16 protein-coding genes and 2 rRNA genes (1 of these 18 cut by a window edge) are annotated in these 17,626 nt (G+C 50.2%); all 18 read right to left on the reverse strand.

Annotation, left to right across the window (positions count from 1 at the left end):
• Positions 1–27: 27 nt before the first annotated feature.
• The gene (gene disA, locus MKX98_RS30980; protein WP_071221037.1) at positions 28–1,104 is read right to left on the reverse strand and encodes a DNA integrity scanning diadenylate cyclase DisA; all 1,077 of its coding nucleotides are present in this window, start codon (positions 1,102–1,104) and stop codon (positions 28–30) included.
• A gap of 13 nt (positions 1,105–1,117) precedes the next feature.
• The gene (radA, locus tag MKX98_RS30985) at positions 1,118–2,485 is read right to left on the reverse strand and encodes a DNA repair protein RadA (RefSeq protein WP_098749113.1); all 1,368 of its coding nucleotides are present in this window, start codon (positions 2,483–2,485) and stop codon (positions 1,118–1,120) included.
• Between the two features lie 485 nt (positions 2,486–2,970).
• The gene (gene clpC, locus MKX98_RS30990) at positions 2,971–5,427 is read right to left on the reverse strand and encodes an ATP-dependent protease ATP-binding subunit ClpC (RefSeq protein WP_194544711.1); all 2,457 of its coding nucleotides are present in this window, start codon (positions 5,425–5,427) and stop codon (positions 2,971–2,973) included.
• Positions 5,428–5,537: 110 nt separating this feature from the next.
• On the reverse strand, positions 5,538–6,602 hold the full coding sequence (locus MKX98_RS30995) for a protein arginine kinase (protein WP_339220174.1): 1,065 nt from the start codon (positions 6,600–6,602) through the stop codon (positions 5,538–5,540).
• 38 nt (positions 6,603–6,640) lie between these two features.
• Positions 6,641–7,165 (reverse strand): UvrB/UvrC motif-containing protein, encoded by a 525-nt coding sequence (locus MKX98_RS31000; RefSeq protein WP_194544713.1) that lies wholly within the window; start codon positions 7,163–7,165, stop codon positions 6,641–6,643.
• 24 nt (positions 7,166–7,189) lie between these two features.
• On the reverse strand, positions 7,190–7,651 hold the full coding sequence (locus MKX98_RS31005; protein ID WP_194544714.1) for a CtsR family transcriptional regulator: 462 nt from the start codon (positions 7,649–7,651) through the stop codon (positions 7,190–7,192).
• A 359-nt stretch (positions 7,652–8,010) separates the two neighbouring features.
• Positions 8,011–8,727 (reverse strand): GntR family transcriptional regulator, encoded by a 717-nt coding sequence (locus tag MKX98_RS31010; RefSeq protein WP_339220177.1) that lies wholly within the window; start codon positions 8,725–8,727, stop codon positions 8,011–8,013.
• Between the two features lie 7 nt (positions 8,728–8,734).
• A complete protein-coding gene (locus MKX98_RS31015) occupies positions 8,735–9,751 on the reverse strand; it encodes a sugar kinase (protein WP_339220179.1) in 1,017 nt (338 codons plus the stop codon).
• Complete coding sequence (locus tag MKX98_RS31020; protein WP_339220181.1) at positions 9,744–10,499, reverse strand: KDGP aldolase family protein; 756 nt, start codon at positions 10,497–10,499, stop codon at positions 9,744–9,746. Before MKX98_RS31020 ends, MKX98_RS31015 begins: the two co-directional genes overlap by 8 nt.
• 1 nt (position 10,500) lies before the next feature.
• Entirely contained in the window at positions 10,501–11,604 is a 1,104-nt protein-coding gene (locus MKX98_RS31025; RefSeq protein WP_339220183.1) for a DgaE family pyridoxal phosphate-dependent ammonia lyase, read from the reverse strand.
• The gene (locus MKX98_RS31030; protein ID WP_339224617.1) at positions 11,582–12,685 is read right to left on the reverse strand and encodes an amidohydrolase/deacetylase family metallohydrolase; all 1,104 of its coding nucleotides are present in this window, start codon (positions 12,683–12,685) and stop codon (positions 11,582–11,584) included. The genes MKX98_RS31025 and MKX98_RS31030 overlap by 23 nt, the downstream gene beginning before the upstream one ends.
• A 355-nt stretch (positions 12,686–13,040) precedes the next feature.
• Positions 13,041–13,787, reverse strand: a complete 747-nt coding sequence (locus MKX98_RS31035) for a hypothetical protein (RefSeq protein WP_220683754.1) — start codon at positions 13,785–13,787, stop codon at positions 13,041–13,043.
• Positions 13,784–14,485 (reverse strand): ABC transporter ATP-binding protein, encoded by a 702-nt coding sequence (locus MKX98_RS31040; protein WP_220687306.1) that lies wholly within the window; start codon positions 14,483–14,485, stop codon positions 13,784–13,786. The genes MKX98_RS31035 and MKX98_RS31040 overlap by 4 nt, the downstream gene beginning before the upstream one ends.
• A gap of 23 nt (positions 14,486–14,508) precedes the next feature.
• On the reverse strand, positions 14,509–14,874 hold the full coding sequence (locus tag MKX98_RS31045) for a GntR family transcriptional regulator (protein WP_076326254.1): 366 nt from the start codon (positions 14,872–14,874) through the stop codon (positions 14,509–14,511).
• Between the two features lie 45 nt (positions 14,875–14,919).
• Complete coding sequence (locus tag MKX98_RS31050) at positions 14,920–15,678, reverse strand: DUF2705 family protein (protein ID WP_339220187.1); 759 nt, start codon at positions 15,676–15,678, stop codon at positions 14,920–14,922.
• On the reverse strand, positions 15,671–16,708 hold the full coding sequence (locus MKX98_RS31055; RefSeq protein ID WP_194544721.1) for an ABC transporter ATP-binding protein: 1,038 nt from the start codon (positions 16,706–16,708) through the stop codon (positions 15,671–15,673). Before MKX98_RS31055 ends, MKX98_RS31050 begins: the two co-directional genes overlap by 8 nt.
• A gap of 295 nt (positions 16,709–17,003) precedes the next feature.
• Positions 17,004–17,120, reverse strand: a 5S ribosomal RNA gene (gene rrf / locus MKX98_RS31060).
• Between the two features lie 185 nt (positions 17,121–17,305).
• Positions 17,306–17,626: ribosomal RNA gene (locus MKX98_RS31065) — 23S ribosomal RNA — on the reverse strand; it runs 2,607 nt beyond the window's last position.

Genomic DNA, 17,626 nt, shown 5'->3' on the forward strand with positions numbered 1-17,626 from the left:
TACGTACGAACATCGATTGTAGGTCTTTTAGATTTGTCTGTCAATGAATACTTGTTCTTGCAACCGTTTCAGACCTTCTTTAATGGTGCGTGCGCGAACTTCGCCAATCCCGTCCACTTCATCAAGTTCATGGATGGAAGCGGTCATAATGCTGGATAAATCATGGAACTGATCTACCAGATTACGAACGATCACATTCGGCAGGCGCGGGATTTTGTTCAAAATTCGGTAACCACGCGGCAGTATTTCTTCCTCCGATGCAGCGGCGGAAGCCGGATAACCCAGAAGTCTTACAATATGATGAATGTCCAGCAGCTCCTCATCCGTTGAACGCTTCAGCGCGAGAATGATCTCGCGGATCTTCTCCTCGCTGTACTCCCGGGCATAGTCCGCATACAGCAGCCAAGCCTCTTCCTCCATATTGCTCACAAGCTCATCCATCTGCATGCTGATCAAGCGGCCTTCGTTACCGAGCTCGTTGATATAACGCTTGATCTCCTTCTTGATGCGGAGCACCATCTCGACGCGCTGTATCACATTCACGACTTCCGGAATGGTAACCAGTTCTTCAAATTCAGACGCCGAGAGGTTGGTGAGTGATTGATTAAGCACCACGCGGTATCGCTCCAAGGTCTGTATAGCCTGATTGGCCTTGGTTAGGATAACGCCGATTTCCTTCAATGCATACCGCAGCGATCCTTGATACAGCGTAATGATGTTTCGGCGCTGCGAGATGGACACAACCAGCTTACCTGTCTGTTTCGCTACCCGCTCCGCTGTTCTGTGCCGTATCCCTGTCTCGATGGAAGAGATCGAGGAATCCGGAATCAGCTGGGTATTCGCATATAAGATTCGTTTCAAGTCTTCACTAAGGATGATGGCGCCGTCCATCTTGGCTAGCTCGTATAAATAGTTTGGCGAAAAATCGCAGTTAATGGAGAAGCCGCCGTCGACAACTTCCATTACCTCCGGGCTGTAGCCTACAACGATCAGGGCGCCCGTCTTCGCCCGCAGCACGTTCTCCAGTCCGTCGCGAAACGGCGTTCCCGGTGCTACCAGCTTTAGCAAATCATTCATTTTGTCCAGTTGGCTCGTTTCTTTCACCTTCGTATGCCCCCTAATCTAACGCAACCGCTAATGCATCTGCAACGGTGTTTACTCCTATAATTTGTATTCCTTTCGGATGCTTCCATCCCTTCAAACTCTTCTCCGGCATGAGTACGCGCTTAAAACCCAGCTTCTCGGCTTCTCTTACCCTCTGCTCCGCTCTTGAAACGGCCCGAACCTCACCGGTCAAACCCACCTCGCCAAAAATAACGTCATACGGCTTGGTCGGAATGTCGCGGAAGCTGGACGCTATGCTGACCGCTATGGCCAGATCCACCGCAGGTTCATCGAGCTTCACGCCGCCCGCTACGTTCAGATAGGCGTCTTGGGTTTGCAGGTACATGCCCATCCGTTTCTCCAGCACGGCAATGATTAGATTCATGCGGTGGTGGTCCACCCCTGTGCCCATCCGGCGCGGTGACGGGAAGTGGGTTGTGGAGATGAGCGCCTGCAGCTCGACCAGAACCGGGCGAGTTCCCTCCATGCTTGCAACAACGGTTGAACCCGCTACACCTAAAGGCCGTTCAGATAAAAACAGTTCGGATGGATTCCCGACTTCCCGAAGTCCATCCTCACCCATCTCAAAAATGCCAATCTCATTCGTCGAACCGAAACGGTTCTTTACCGCACGAAGCAAACGGTAAGTATGGTGACGCTCTCCTTCAAAATAAAGCACACAGTCCACCATGTGCTCCAGCATCCTTGGGCCTGCAATAGCGCCTTCCTTGGTGACATGACCGACCAGGACGGTCGCTATGCCCTTCACCTTCGCCAATCGCATGAATCGTGCCGTACACTCCCGTACCTGGGAAACGCTGCCCGGTGCACTGGTTACCTCCGGCAAATACACCGTCTGAATGGAGTCAATGACAACAAAGCCAGGCTTTACGTTCTCAATGGCTTCCTCAATCGACTCGAGATTGGTTTCACATAGGACAAACAGCTCCGGGGACAGCGCCCCGAGCCGATCTGCACGCAGCTTGGTCTGGCGTACGGATTCCTCACCCGAAATGTACAGAACGCGTATACCGTTCTGAGCCAATCGATTGGAGGCTTGCAGCAGCAGCGTGGATTTGCCGATGCCGGGATCACCGCCGACTAACACAAGTGAACCTGGGACAAGCCCGCCGCCGAGCACACGGTTCAATTCCGCAATGCCCGTCTGGATTCTGGGTTCTTTACCGCTTTCTATATTTATGATCGAAAGGGGTTTTTCTTTACTATGAAAAAGAGGGGAATTCATCCCCTGCGTCTTGATTACCGTCTCGGTCTCCTCTACCATGGAATTCCATGATTGGCAGCCCGGACATTTTCCGAACCATTTGGGCGCTTCATAGCCGCACTCGGTACAGAAAAATTTCGTTTTAGTTTTTGCCATGTGAGTCTCCTTTATGTCGCACATCATTTGTCGGATTCCGTAAAACCCTGCAAAATCAGGCATTAATCAAAGTTTACCATTTCTTATAATTCAACGTAAAGGTTAATTGGAAACTTTACGCGGGATGAGAAGGATTTGTTTCAAATTTGAAGGGGCGAGTGGGATACAAGGCTTTAATTGCTGGAGAATATAAACTAAAAACCGTGTCCGCTTCGCTGCCGGATCGTTCTTACGATCGCTGTTAAACCCAGGAAACTGGAATTGATATCAAAAGTGGTTTCCCGGTTTTAAAGGCGACCGCTATCGCTTCTTCAGAACGATTCCGTCCTCTCCGCTCGGTTGAACTGTAGGAATTTCAAACTAATCACAAGCAGCTCATACCGAGTACCCTTCAAAAGATATCCCCATCATGCAGTACCGGAATCTGACTTCACACCAACAAAACAAAACCCCGCTGGATTTAACTCCAGCGGGGGGTGTACATCTTATTCCGTTTCGGCCGATGCGGCCGTTACACTTTCACTCTTGTTCACAACCAGCTCGCCGTTTGCTTCATCGATGACAAGCGAATCACCCTTGGCCACCGTACCTTTCAGCAGCTCCTCGGAGAGACGATCCTCGATGTGCTTCTGGATAGCCCGGCGCAGCGGGCGGGCACCGAAGGCCGGATCGTATCCTTCCTTCGCAATGAAGGCCTTCGCTTTGTCTGTGAGCTCGAAATGCACCTCGAATTCCTTCAGACGCTTGCGCAGCTCGTCGGACATTAATGTCACGATTTCGGCAATGTGTTTCTCTTCCAGAGAGTGGAATACGATAATCTCGTCAATCCGGTTCAAGAACTCCGGACGGAAGCTCTTCTTGAGCTCATCCATCACTTTGCCTTTCATGTTGTTATAATCGCGACCTGCATCCGTCACCGCAGTAAATCCAAGCGTAGAATTTTTCTTGATCGCTTCCGCTCCCACGTTGGAGGTCAGGATGATCAGGGTGTTCCGGAAGTCCACCACGCGGCCCTTGGAATCGGTCAAGCGTCCATCTTCCAACACTTGAAGCAGGATGTTGAATACCTCAGGATGCGCCTTTTCGATTTCGTCGAGCAGGACAACGGAATACGGTTTGCGGCGTACTTTCTCGGTCAGCTGACCGCCTTCCTCGTAACCTACATATCCCGGAGGCGCTCCGACGAGACGTGACGTGGAGTGCTTCTCCATGTACTCGGACATATCGATCCGCACAACCGCATTCTCATCTCCGAACATCGCTTCAGCAAGAGCGCGTGCCAGCTCGGTTTTACCTACCCCTGTAGGACCCAGGAAGATGAAGGAGCCCATTGGACGCTTCGGATCTTTCAAGCCTGCGCGTGCACGACGAACCGCACGGCTGACCGCTTTGACCGCTTCCTCTTGACCGATCACGCGGCTGTGGAGGATTTCTTCCAGATTCAGAAGACGCTCGGTCTCTTCTTCTTTCAGTTTATTTACAGGAATACCCGTCCAGTTGGCGACAACGTCGGCGATATCCTCCGGCGTTACCTCGGAATCGGTACGTCCTTGTTTTTCTTTCCATTGATTCTTCGTGATTTCTAGTTCTTCGCGGAGCTTCTGCTCCGTATCGCGCAGCGCTGCAGCCTTCTCGAATTCCTGGCTTTGGACAGCTGCGTCTTTCTCTTTGCGGATGTCCTCCAGATGCGCTTCCTGATCTTTCAGATTAGGCGGTATGGTATACGTATGAAGGCGAACTTTTGAACCAGCCTCGTCAATCAGATCAATCGCTTTATCCGGCAGGAAGCGGTCCGTAATGTAGCGGTCTGACAATTTTACAGCCTGCTCGATCGCTTCATCCGTAATTTTCACGCGGTGATGCGCTTCATAACGGTCACGCAGTCCATACAGAATCTGAATGGCTTCCTCAGGCGACGGTTGGTCCACCGTGATCGGTTGGAAACGACGCTCGAGGGCAGCATCTTTTTCAATATATTTGCGGTATTCGTCCAGTGTGGTTGCCCCGATGCACTGAAGTTCTCCGCGTGCCAATGATGGCTTAAGAATGTTGGAAGCGTCAATGGCGCCTTCTGCACCGCCTGCACCGATCAAGGTATGCAGCTCATCGATGAACAGAACGATGTTGCCCGCTTGACGAATCTCATCCATGATTTTTTTCAGGCGATCCTCAAACTCGCCGCGGTATTTCGTACCGGCAACAACCGAGCCCATATCTAGCGTCATGACGCGTTTGTCACGCAGTGTCTCCGGAATTTCATTGTTAATGATGCGTTGTGCCAGGCCTTCCGCAATCGCCGTCTTACCTACCCCTGGTTCACCAATCAACACCGGGTTGTTCTTCGTACGGCGGCTCAACACTTGAATCACGCGCTCGATTTCTTTGCTGCGTCCAATGACCGGATCCAGGTTGCCTTCTTTGGCAATGGCGGTCAGATCGCGAGCGAGGCTGTCAAGTGTAGGCGTGCTTACGTTTTGCGGCGTGCCATGATGGCTCGATACCGCTTCGCTGCTGCCGAGCAGCTGCAGCACTTGCTGGCGGGCTTTGTTCAGGCTAATGCCTAGGTTGTTCAGCACGCGTGCGGCAACCCCTTCACCTTCACGAATCAGCCCCAACAGAATATGCTCCGTACCTACGTAGGTATGACCAAGCTTACGAGCTTCGTCCATGGAGAGCTCAATTACCTTTTTCGCTCTTGGCGTATAGGCAATGTTGGTAGGCTGCTCCTGACCGCGTCCGATTAATGTTTCGACTTCATCCTGAATTTTCTCAAGACCAAGTCCAAGTCCGATCAGCGCTTTGGCTGCAATGCCGTCTCCTTCACGAATAAGTCCTAGCAGGATATGTTCTGTGCCGATATTGTTGTGCCCCAGTCGTACCGCTTCTTCCTGAGCCAATGCAAGCACCTTTTGTGCACGTTCCGTAAATCTGCCAAACATCATAGTATTGCACCTCCACGTTTCAATTAATATATTGAACCTCGCGGATTTCGGTGTATCGTCAGCAATAGGACGCTTAAACCGTCATCCAACAGTAAAACGAGTATAAATCCTTAATGGTTACCCAATGTTTCTCTGATGAGCTTAGCCCTGTACATGTCGCGTTCGGAAGGGGTCATGCCCTCTCCATAGGTCTTCTGCAGAAAGCCCGGCTGCGTCTTCACATTCAGTTCATTCATGACCGGGATTTCCGGACCTTCCAAGAGGCCGAGATCCACGCCAAGCCGAACATCGGACAAACGCTGGGCCGCTTCCTTGGAATCCATCACCGCCGCATAGGACAGTATGCCATAGGAGCGCATAACCCGATCCGTAATCCGGAGCTTGGATTCACCCAAGAGCCGGGCTCTGGCATTCTTCTCATGCTCAATGATTTGCAGGGCAACGCTGTGCAGATTCTCAATGATCTCCGACTCGGTTTGACCGAGCGTTATCTGATTCGAGATTTGAAACAGGTTGCCTAATGCTTCGCTGCCTTCGCCGTAAATCCCTCTTACAGTCAAGCCTACCTGCGACACAGCCGAGAGAATCCGGTTAATCTGCTGTGTCATAACAAGAGCCGGCAGATGCATCATGACCGATGCGCGTAGGCCGGTTCCGACATTGGTCGGACAGCTGGTAAGATAACCTCGCTTGTCATCAAATGCATAATCGATCTCGGATTCAAAAACATCATCCAGCGCCGTGGAACGTGCCCATGCCTCACGAACCTGAAATCCGGGATATAAGCACTGTATGCGCAGGTGATCCTCTTCATTGATCATAATGCTGACGGATTCATCTTCCGTAAGGATGACTGCCCCGTTTCGGGATTCATTCGCCAGATTGGGACTGATCAGATGCTTCTCAACAAGAACCTTCTTATCCAGCTCATCAATCTCACTTAATTTAATTACATGTAAATCCCCGAAATCCTGCAAATCGTCCTTATTCTTCAACACATTCGTCAGGCGCTCTAGCACTTCTCCTGACTGCTGATCCGTTGCCAGCAGCGGGAAAGGAAGATGCTGCAGATTGCGCGCCACCCTGACACGGGTGCTGATGACAATGTCGGAATCCTGACCGTTTCCGCGCATCCACTCGCTCAGCGCCGAATCGGTAAACCGGAGATTAGACATCACGCATTCCTCCTACTAAAGTGCAAAATCTTACAATCTTATCCCTGAGCCATATTTCGCTCCAGCTCACGGATTTGGTCCCGGATCTCGGCAGCCGTTTCAAACTCCTCCTGCACGATCCGAATTTGAAGCTCCTTCTTAAGCTCATCAATTTGGCGTTTGATCTGAATCCGGCCACCTGTACGCTTTGGCACTTTGCCGACATGGGATGTTCCTCCATGGACTCGCTTAAACAATGGATCCAATCGATCCGAAAAGTATTTATAACACGAGCTGCAGCCGAACCGGCCAAGCTTGCTGAACTGGGAATACGTCATACCGCATTCTTCGCACTGCAGCGTCTGGGCCATTTTTGCGCCGGGGCTCTGGCCCTTGCCTGAAGGATCCAGATCCAGAAGACCTGACAGCAAACTGTGTATAGAAAAACCATTCGACGTGCCGGGGATCAATTCCCCTTTTTCGCGGGCACAGGTTTCACAAAAATGAAACTCCGTTTTCTCCCCGTTCACAATTTTGGTGAAATGAAGTGTCGCCGGCCGTTTACCGCATTCTTGGCATATCATAATCCGATGCCCCCTTACACAGACTCACTTACCTAATAAAGAAATAAGCATCGCCTTCATAATCCTTGCACGCAGCTCATCCCGATAAGGAAGCTTCACATTCAGGCACTCCCGTGAAATGGCGGCCCGCATCACGCTGGCCTCCCGCTTCGTTAAAAAACGGGACTCCTCTAGCTGGTAAATCAATCCTTCAGCCACCGTCTGGTCAATCATGCTGCCAATGGTATGATGAAGATGCTGCTGGAGTGCAGTATGCTGGGGAAGCTCGATACGTTGGATGCGTATGTACCCGCCCCCGCCGCGCTTGCTCTCGACAAGAAAGCCCTTCTCCAGCGTAAACCGTGTACTGATCACGTAGTTAATCTGGGAAGGAACGCAAGAAAATTGCTCCGCCAGATCGTTGCGTTGAATTTCAACGGTACCCTCCGGACTTTCCTGCAGTATGCTCTTCAGGTATTGTTCGATAATATCAGAGATATTACGCATTGGTCTGTTCATCCTCCACTGTTTGAAACGTTAAGACGGATAGTGATCTTACACGTCCGCACAGAGCCTTGCTTATACGTTAATTTTAACCTTAATCAAAACCAGCGAACCCTCTCGTTGACTTTGACTTTCTTTGACTTTGATCTCATTATAGCACATTTTTTCATTTTGCCAAGAGGTACTTCTCAATTTATCGCGCTTTGCCTTTATTATTATTGTACCCAGTTCTTTGATCGCTTATAGCCTCTTCTTCAAGAACAATTCATACAAAGGGCAACAAAAAAGAAGCAGCCTCCATACCGGTGAAAACCGGTTACAAGGCCACTTCTCCATATCATAATGCTGTATCGTGTCAAGCTTTAAGCGTCATAACTGATCAAGTAGTGCTGCAGCTCCGTATTGTAATAACCGATGCTGTATTCAATGATGCTGCCTGTCCCGTCATAAGAGGTTCTGAGCCGCTTCAGTAACGGAGAGCCTACACTTACTTCAAGCAAGGAGGCAGTCTCTTCATTTGCCACGGTTGCCAGGAAACGGTCGCGGAAATTCTCCAGCGTAATTTGACTTTCCTCGATGCGGTCATAGAGAGACGGTAGTTCGGTGGAACCGAACTCTTCACCCATATCCACTTGGGATGACACGTAGTGAGTGTAGTAAATAAAAGGACTCCCGTCCAGTAAATACAATCGTTCAATAAGCAGGCACTGCTCCCCGAATTTTAAGAACAGTTCGCTATCCGGCTCATTAAGCACCCATTCCGTCTTCAGGTGACGCTTCCGAATCTGGTGTCCTTCTTCGACCAGAATCTCGGTAAACAGCTTGCCTTTGGAAAGCTTGGAGAAGGAAGTATTCCGGGTCACAATCGTTCCTACCCCGCTCCGCTTCTCTACATATCCTTCCTGATACAACTCCTGGATCGCATTGCGGACCGTCATTTTGCTAACGTTAAATTCCTGCTCCAGCTGCGGCTCGGAAGGAATATGGGAGCCGAGTGGATATTCCCCATGCAGAATCCGATCTTTTATGATCTTCTTGATTTGCAAGTATAGCGGACCGTTCTTCCGCGTGATCGACATGCTTCTCCTACCTTTCCACGTCAGACATATGATGACTCATTGCCTGAAGCACTTCGCGTTCGTTCGCCGTCGGCGTATCCCCTGTTACGGTATGGGCAAGCATCGCCGCAGCTGCGGCAAAATCAACCGTCCGATTCGGTTCATAACCCTCCGAGATCCCGTGAATCACCCCACTGGCGTAAGCATCACCCGCGCCGATACGATCGTGAACGGAAAACGTCAACGTTTTGGAAAAATGAAACGCTCGATCCGTGTAGAGATAGCCTTGCAGGGAATGGGTGTTATCCCCGTTGATCTTGCGGTGGGTACCCGACGCAACCGTAATATTATACTTCGCTGCCACCTTCGGAATCAACTCCTGCAGCTGTTCGTTCCGATCCTCCCGGGTCGTCTCCATACCAAGGATATAGATAGCATCCTTCTCATTCATAAAGACGATATCCGCCAATGACAGCATTTCCTCATAGTGCGGCTTGGCAAACTCATAGCGGTCTGTCCCCCATAAAGAGGGACGATAATTGCAATCGAACACAACGGTTCCCCCGTTAGCCTTAACTTCACGAGCCAGTGTCTTCATTTGACCTCGTACCGTGTCATTCATGGAAAGAGTTATACCGCAAAAATGGATCATGTCTATCTTTTGGGCAATCGCACCGAAATCGTACATGGCATCCTCTGCCGTGTTAAAGCTGCTGCCCAGCCGGTCCGTATAGGTCACGCGTCCGGGCCTGACACCAAAGCCATTCTCCAAAAAGTACATGCCAACATATTTGCCTCCGCGGCTTATGAGCGAAGTATCGATGCCAAGCCTGCGCAGGTAGGAAACCGCCGCTTCGCCAAGCGGGTTATCCGGCAGCGTGCTGACCAGGTAACCGTTATGACCGAACCTTGCCACAGCCGAGGCGATGTTTACCCCCGTGCCGGAAAAGGAATAATTCAGATGGCTCTCTTGAGCCAAGGAAGCATATCCCGGTACTTGAAGACGCATCATCACTTCGCCATATGCGGCAATCGTCTTAGGCATATTGATCAACCAGCGCTTTTAGCTTGCGATGCAGCTCTTGAACATCGCTAATGATTGTATCTCCGCTTGTTGAGTCGATAATCGAGGAGTACACGTGCGGGATGACCTGCTGCACTCCCGCTTCGAATGCGATGCGCACGATGGCTTCAAAATTCTCTTTATCAATCCCGCCTGTTGGTTCAAGCGCGAATCCTTCCTCCGCACACGTCTTCGCTACCGCGCGGTACTCATCCTCCAGCTTCAAGCCCTGCATCGGGAAGTACTTCAGTGCGTTACCGCCCATATCGCGCACCAGCGCGATGGCTGCTTTTACAGGTACGATGGCTTTGTCCGATCCGGCGGCGCTCACCGGTCCGGTTGAGATATTCACGTAGCCCACTTGACCCGAAGGAGAAACAAGGCTGTTAATCCAGCTTTCTTTGCCATCCAGATTGGCACGTGTAGCACCGACAGCCGGGAACACCTGATTGATATGCGTGCCTGGGTAGCTTTTTACAATCTCGGCTACCACCGCAGCTTGGCGGTTATCGCCGGCACCCAATCCGATCGATACCGCATCTTCGATAACGGCGCCGTACTCCTTCATCGCAATAACGGCCTCTTGTGCATTCGGATAATTTTTGGACAATACGCCAACCAGTACATGCCCTTCCGAAGCTTCAAAAATTTCCTTCGCATTCTGAATGCTGCCTGCAAGCACGTTCAGTGCCGCGCGATTTCTGTAAAGACGTTTCTCCATGTTTGCCATCTTAGTTTCCCCCTGCAATCTGCTGTATTCTCGTTATAATGACCTGCAAATCATCCCCGGAAAGCGAGCGAGGATCAATATCAAAATATCCCTGGCGAACGCCGTAATCCCTGGTGTACACAGCAATATCGCCTGCGCGAAGCTGATCGTTCATGGACTTGGCACTGACCCCGGCCGCATTTTCATCGACTTTCACGCGCCCCCTATAGATCGCCCTTCCCGCTTCGTCCTGAACAATGGTCACCTCAATGCCCGGCAATTTCGATAAGGTTTTCATTTCCTCCAGTGCCGCTTTCTCCTGCTCACTCTTATCTTCCTTCACCATATACTCATCCAGCGCCTGAAGCAGTCCAAACGTCGTTTCCTTGCCAACCTTCATGCTGCGCCCAATACCATGCAGCTGCGCTTTTACCCACTCGACGTATTGACGTTTGCCGCCGACAATGCCGGAGGTCGGGCCTTCAATTGCCTTGGATCCGCTGTATATCGCCAGGTCTCCGTATTTCACATACTTCTGGATATCCTCTTCGGCAGCAGCATCGATAATCAGCGGAAGTCCATGTGCCTGGGCCACTTCTGCCACTTCTTCCACCGAAATCATATTTTTCTGTACGCAGTGATGGGATTTCACATACAAAATAGCGGCTGTACGCTCATTAATCGCTTCTGCGATATGCTCCTTGCGCCCTTCGTTGGCATACCCAACTTCAACGACCTTGCCGCCCCCGAGATAAACCATCGTTTCAACAGGTGCACCATACTGCACATTATGTCCCTTAAACATGATAATCTCGTTCTTCGCGATTGGCTCCTGGTGCAGTCGGTCACTGCGTCTGCGATTGCCTTCGGTGACGATTCCAGCCACGGAAAGCGCGATTCCGCTGGAAGCGGAATTGACAACGACCGCAGCCTCGGAACCAAGGATGCGCGCCATGTAGTCGCCCGCCTTATCTACCAGATCCGCGATTTCCACGTAACTCTGCCCGCCGATCCGCATCGCTTCCATGACGGTATCCGTCGGCGCCGATACGCCAAGAATACTCATGCGCCCGCTGGCATTAACCACTCGTTTCAACCCGTATTTAGCATGTAATGAATGATCCATTGACAACCACTCCTCTGGCTTCGATATATCGATCAGCGATTCGGGTCTCCCCTTCGGAATCCGTTAAACTCATAGCGCCCTGCTGCAGGGCAAACAGCGTCAGGTGAGCGGCATCGCCGGCCTGAATTCGGCCAAGCTCCGGACGGCGCAACCATCCTGCTGCATGGTCCGTTACCGCTGAGACCACCTCCTGCAGGCTGTACCCCAAATACAGGAACTTCGTCATGACATTAGCCAGGCTGTACACCGGGCCATGGATGCGATTCCCGCGATAAATATCGGTGCTGATCGTGTCCGGCTTAATCCCTTGGGCCTTGGCATATTCCGCCACCAAGAACGAGAAGCTTGCCGTTCCATGGCCCACATCCAGATGGACGCCGCGAGCTATCGCTTCCACCAGGGCAGGGATCGGCTTCCCGTCCGAATCAAATAAATTGTTGGCTTTGCCGTTCATATAATGAGTAATAATGTCGTCTTTCTGAAGCAGCTCCAATACTTCCTCAATCGGAGGTGGCCCTGACCCGATATGTACCATCAGCGGCAGTGACGTTTTATCCGACAATTTTCTTGCGAGTCGAAGCGGTTCCACCCCATTGTCCTTGACGACGCTTTTACTAATTCTGGCCTTGAGTCCAATGATCAGATCCGGATACGTGTTTACCGCCTTTGTTGCCTTCTCGGCATCGATCCATTCCAGACTGGACAACTCGTCGACCCGCTGCAGACCGATATGCGAAATATTCAGAAAAGCAAACACATTCGTCTTGGACCTGGTAACCTCGGCTGCCAGTTCTCCAATCGTATCCGCGCCGCAGCTCCCTGCGTCGATTATGGTGGCAACCCCTTGCTTAACGCCGATTTCGTCGATGGCATCTCCGTAAGGCTCCAGCTTAGCGACCGCATGGACATGCATATCGATCCAGCCGCTGGACACATATAGACCTGTACCATCAAAACTGTTGGCACCCTCGGCCGTGTTTGCATCCGTTATTTCGGTTATGAATCCATTCTCCATGACAATGTCAAAAGGTTCATCCTCATGGACCGTCTTTACATTGCGTATAATAAAACGCTGTTCCAATATTTTCATAGCTTCACTCCTTCAGCCTTGCCGGACCAGCCTTGGATCCTCTTATCCCGTCGGTTTACATTGTGTAAGTTGAGTGTCGTGGTTATAGCATAGCACAGAACGAGCGCTACGTGAATATAACGTTATAATGTTTAAGTCGCAATTACGTATTTATCCCTATTTCACATGATCTAATGGAGGGTTCCATTCTTGCTCAGGAAGGCTAGGGTTTGATTCTAGTTCTGTCTCATCCCTATGATCTCCTTCCATACGCAAAAAAACTGCCCTCGATAGGCAGTCTCTTTGTTCGTTCTATAGTCTAGACCTTGTTCATTCGTTTTCCTGATTTCCAAGTATCTTTTTTTGGTTAAACCTCAACCTTCCGGTCGATGAGGTAAACCGTTGCATACAAGATCAAGGCAGTCATTATTACATCGAAAGCAAACGCCCCCCATGCAAACGTATATTGCCCTCCAGATACGGTAAAGTTCACCTCATTCTCGAACGAAATGGTGGTCATCGGCCCGATCCATGCTGCTCCTTCTCCAAAGAGCAGGTTGCTGAGCCAGCCAAGAATGTACTGCAGTACAAAAAACACCAGAATACCGATCCATACACTGCCTTTCTTTGTGATACTTCTGGCCATGGTTATGGCAAAAAATATCGTTATCATCAAATAGATGAATTTCCATACCATATGAAGAGCAAGCCCGATATAATACAGGACAGGGAAGTCCGAAAAATGGAGAGTCTCCCACGGGATGCTTGCGGAGTCCCAATAGTACCACAAATGCAGAGCCATCAGAACGCAAAGCGCCAGTAAACTCGCGCAAGCCAATATAAGGGAGGAAACCACGTTCCAGACAGAACGCACGGGGAGCAGACGCCGGTGATATGCCTGGATATTAAAATCGAATGTCCTGCAAGCGACCACCAGCGGCAGTACGCTCATGGAGCCATATACCAACATGCTTAAACCGAACATGATTCCAAGCTTCCATTCTCTTATCGAGCCTGTGACCGTGATCGCAATCTGTATAATGAGTAGAATCGCGAAGGCACCAAGCAGCGTGGTCGAGTTTCTCTTCCAGTCGTATTTCAACAGTTTCATCATTCTGCATACACCTCTTTAAACATCTCATCCACGCTTTTTCCGTGTCTCAGGCGGATGTTCTCAACTTCGTCATGCATGACGACTTCGCCGCGCTGAATAAAGATCACTTCATCAAATATCCGCTCAATATCCCGGACTAAATGGGTTGAAATGATAATGCTGCTGTCCTCGTTGTAGAATTCCACAATCGCATCCAAAATTTTGCCCCGGGCTACCGGATCCACTCCGCCAATCGGCTCATCCAGCATATACAGCTGGGCTTCACGGGACAAGGCCAATGTTAACTGCAGGCGCTCATTCATTCCTTTGGATAAGGAACTGATGCGGTCATGGGTCTTTAAATTCATGAACTCCAGCATGTTGCGTGCCTTCTCCACATTAAAGTCCTCATAAAAATCTTTAAAATATGCCACCGCATCCGATACCTTCATCCAGGATTCCGTCACGGGCCGATCCGGCATAAAGGAAACGACGGCTTTCGTTTCCAGGCCGACCGGTTTGCCGTTGACGTAAGCGCCGCCCGTTGTGGGCTGAATCAACCCAGCGGCAATTTTCATAAGCGTACTCTTACCACTGCCGTTGGTGCCCAGCAAACCAATGATTTTTCCACCGTTGATATCCAGATTAACATCATGTAACGCTCTGCGGCCACCGGCATACGTTTTGGTCACGTTCTTTACCTGTAACAGATTCTCCACCGTGATTTCACCTCCGCTATGGATCATGGCTGCTTCACAGCATCTTCCACGATCGATATGATATCCTGATCTTTAAAGCCAAGCTCCTGCATGCCGCGAATAAAGCGTTCCAGCAGATCGCCTGCCATTTCTTTTTTGATTTCCATAATTTTGGATTCCTCGCTTGTCACGTATCGACCCAATCCCCGCCGCGTCTCCACAATACCCTCACGCTCCAATTCCTGAAAAGTTCGCTGCACCGTGTTTGGATTTATTTGAAGCTCACTCGCTAATTCTCGAACCGATGGGATTTTATCACCGGGCTGTAGTTTGCCGATGATGATTTCTTTCTTTAAATACGTCATGATCTGTAAATAGATCGGCAGATTATTGTCGAATTCTATACTCACTGTCGGGTTGCTCCTTTCCGCCGCTCTACCTCGAACTCAGGTCCCTTATGCGACATCCCGTTTTTTAAACGTAACAAAGCCTATCGCAAGAAACAAGAGGAGATATACAGCGAGCATCATCATTGAGGATGTTAAACTCATGCCTGGAATCGGAGAGCTTGCGCCTCCGCTGTACATGGAAAGATCCACGTTCAGGAATAACAGGTATTTAGACCAGGAGTAACGCGCAAGCAGCTGTACCACCATACTTTCCATAATGACCATGAACATGCCGATACCGATTGCAGGACCGGTAGATCTCGTTAGAATGCCTACCATAAAGGTTAGCGTTACATAAACGATCGTATACACCAGGTTGTTCACGGCTCCAATGAGCACGTCGCCAAGCGTAACGGAGCCGACATCCATGCCAAACGTAATTTGACCTGTCAGCACGGCTACAGCAAACATGAAGGCCACCAGTGTTAAGATGTAAATCAATACGGCCACATATTTCGATGCCAAAATTTTGGTGCGGCTCTGTGCACGTATAAGCAGCAATTTGATGGTTCCCATGCTGTGTTCCTTCGCTACGGCTCCTGCCGTCACGACAATGGCGAGCAGGGTCAGCACTTGCCCCATTCCCTTGGTTGTAACAGCTATCTCGGCAAATTCATAACCGGTACTGCTCCCACCGGAAAACTTATAGAGCAAGAACGCCGTGAAGACCACCATTCCGGCCAAAAGCGCATAGGGCAGGAAGAAGCTGCGTTTCTTGAACATTTTGAGCCATTCATTCCAGACGAGATTTCCAAAGCTACGCAATGCGGTTGCCTCCTGTCCATTTTAAGAATTCTTCTTCAAGTGACGATTTGATCTCTTCCACGCGGTAAATCCGTACCCGTGCATCACACAGTGTCTGGATCAGCGAAGGAATATCTTCTTCCTGAAGTTGAAGGGTAATGATTCCCTCCTCCAGTTGGGTGCTCCGCAATGTGATGTTTTGCAAATGTCTAATCGTTTGTTCAGCCATGGTCGCGTCATTCACGCGGAAGCTTACCGTAGTAAATTCTTCATTAACGACTGTCCCCCCGATAGAACGCTCGGTTACGAATTTCCCCTCTTGGATAACGACCACACGGCTGCACATCAGTTCCATCTCCGACAGCAGATGGCTGGATACGAGAATGGCAATTCCCTCATCTTTGGCGATTTGCTTCAAGTAATCCCGCATCTCGCGGATACCCGCTGGATCCAGGCCGTTCGTCGGCTCGTCAAGAATGAGGATGGATGGATTATGCAGCAAGGCCTGCGCTATTCCAAGCCGTTGGCGCATTCCCAGGGAATAAGCGCGCACCTTCTTGTGGATGGCATCCTGGAGCCCAACAAGCTTAACAACCTCCATGATTCTCGTGATGGTCACTCCCTCAGACATCCGCTGGTACTGTCTCAGGTTGTCATAACCGCTCATGTACGGATAGAATTCCGGATTCTCGATGATGCCCCCGATATGCCGGACGGCTTGAACGAAGTCCTTTTTGATGCTGTGCCCTTTTACCTGTACATCGCCATGGGACATCTCGATTAACCCTACAATCATCCGAATGGTTGTTGTTTTGCCCGCGCCGTTCGGTCCAAGCAAACCAACGATTTCACCGCGATGAATGTCAAAGGATAGCCCATCGACGATGTTCTTCTTGCCAATCGTCTTGGTGACCTGTTCGACCGTTAGAACGACTGGACCTTTCTTGGCATCTTTCCTATTGGTGGAGGCCGATCCACTGATTCCATCAACCCATTCCCCTGAGGAATTCTCTATATTCGTTGTCCCTTTATTTGAATCGTTTCCGCTCATGTATTAGTTCCACTCCTTTTTGTATCGGTGTTATAGTTAAATAGTACACTAGTGGTTTGGTTCTGTAAAGCCTGATTTTTCAGTGTGGAAATTTTGCTTGTGCGCTCAGGGAACTGCTGCCTCATTATGGTGATTTAGAGGATTGCGAAAAAGCGTGAGGATGAATCTTTGGCGAAACGAAAAAAGACGATCTTTTAGGATCGTCTTTTGGGGCTAGTATAGAAACATCACACTCTTTAGGAGCAATAGGAAAAGACCGTTATCGATGACTCGATAACGGTCTTTATGGTTGTTCGCTTGGCGACGTCCTACTCTCCCGGGACCCTTCGGTCCAAGTACCATCGGCGCTGGAAGGCTTAACGGTCGTGTTCGGTATGGGAACGCGTGGAACCCTTCCGCCATCGCCACCAAACGGTTCAGATGCTTGATCACCTGAAAACTAGATACGAAACGAAATTTGCGTTGATTAGAATCCGTAGCATTACCCGATGTGGTATCGGGGTCCCCGAAAAGTATTCGGTGTCAGCTTCAAAGCTTCACTTCACTTTTTGGGGTGTTGTATATGCTTACGTAGCGAGCTTTCTTTCAGAAAGCTTTTAGGATAAGCCCTCGACCGATTAGTATTGGTCAGCTCCATGCATTGCTGCACTTCCACCTCCAACCTATCTACCTCGTCGTCTTCAAGGGGTCTTACTAGTTGGGAAATCTCATCTTGAGGGGGGCTTCACGCTTAGATGCTTTCAGCGCTTATCCCGTCCGTACGTAGCTACCCAGCCATGCTCCTGGCGGAACAACTGGTGCACCAGCGGTACGTCCATCCCGGTCCTCTCGTACTAAGGACAGCTCCTCTCAAATTTCCTACGCCCACGACAGATAGGGACCGAACTGTCTCACGACGTTCTGAACCCAGCTCGCGTA

The organism is Paenibacillus sp. FSL W7-1332 (genome assembly GCF_037969785.1).
Lineage (GTDB): Bacteria > Bacillota > Bacilli > Paenibacillales > Paenibacillaceae > Paenibacillus_AQ.

What these genes read in the sequence shown, in the direction of transcription:
- MKX98_RS31005 (WP_194544714.1), bottom strand. Translation starts at nt 7,651, where the DNA reads ATGCGTAATATCTCTGATATTATCGAACAATACCTGAAGAGCATACTG.
- MKX98_RS31000 (WP_194544713.1), bottom strand. Translation starts at nt 7,165, where the DNA reads ATGATATGCCAAGAATGCGGTAAACGGCCGGCGACACTTCATTTCACC.
- MKX98_RS31015 (WP_339220179.1), bottom strand. Translation starts at nt 9,751, where the DNA reads ATGCCTAAGACGATTGCCGCATATGGCGAAGTGATGATGCGTCTTCAA.
- MKX98_RS31010 (WP_339220177.1), bottom strand. Translation starts at nt 8,727, where the DNA reads ATGTCGATCACGCGGAAGAACGGTCCGCTATACTTGCAAATCAAGAAG.
- MKX98_RS31025 (WP_339220183.1), bottom strand. Translation starts at nt 11,604, where the DNA reads ATGGATCATTCATTACATGCTAAATACGGGTTGAAACGAGTGGTTAAT.
- MKX98_RS31035 (WP_220683754.1), bottom strand. Translation starts at nt 13,787, where the DNA reads ATGATGAAACTGTTGAAATACGACTGGAAGAGAAACTCGACCACGCTG.
- MKX98_RS31020 (WP_339220181.1), bottom strand. Translation starts at nt 10,499, where the DNA reads ATGGCAAACATGGAGAAACGTCTTTACAGAAATCGCGCGGCACTGAAC.
- MKX98_RS30995 (WP_339220174.1), bottom strand. Translation starts at nt 6,602, where the DNA reads ATGTCTAATCTCCGGTTTACCGATTCGGCGCTGAGCGAGTGGATGCGC.
- radA (WP_098749113.1), bottom strand. Translation starts at nt 2,485, where the DNA reads ATGGCAAAAACTAAAACGAAATTTTTCTGTACCGAGTGCGGCTATGAA.
- MKX98_RS31055 (WP_194544721.1), bottom strand. Translation starts at nt 16,708, where the DNA reads ATGAGCGGAAACGATTCAAATAAAGGGACAACGAATATAGAGAATTCC.
- clpC (WP_194544711.1), bottom strand. Translation starts at nt 5,427, where the DNA reads ATGATGTTTGGCAGATTTACGGAACGTGCACAAAAGGTGCTTGCATTG.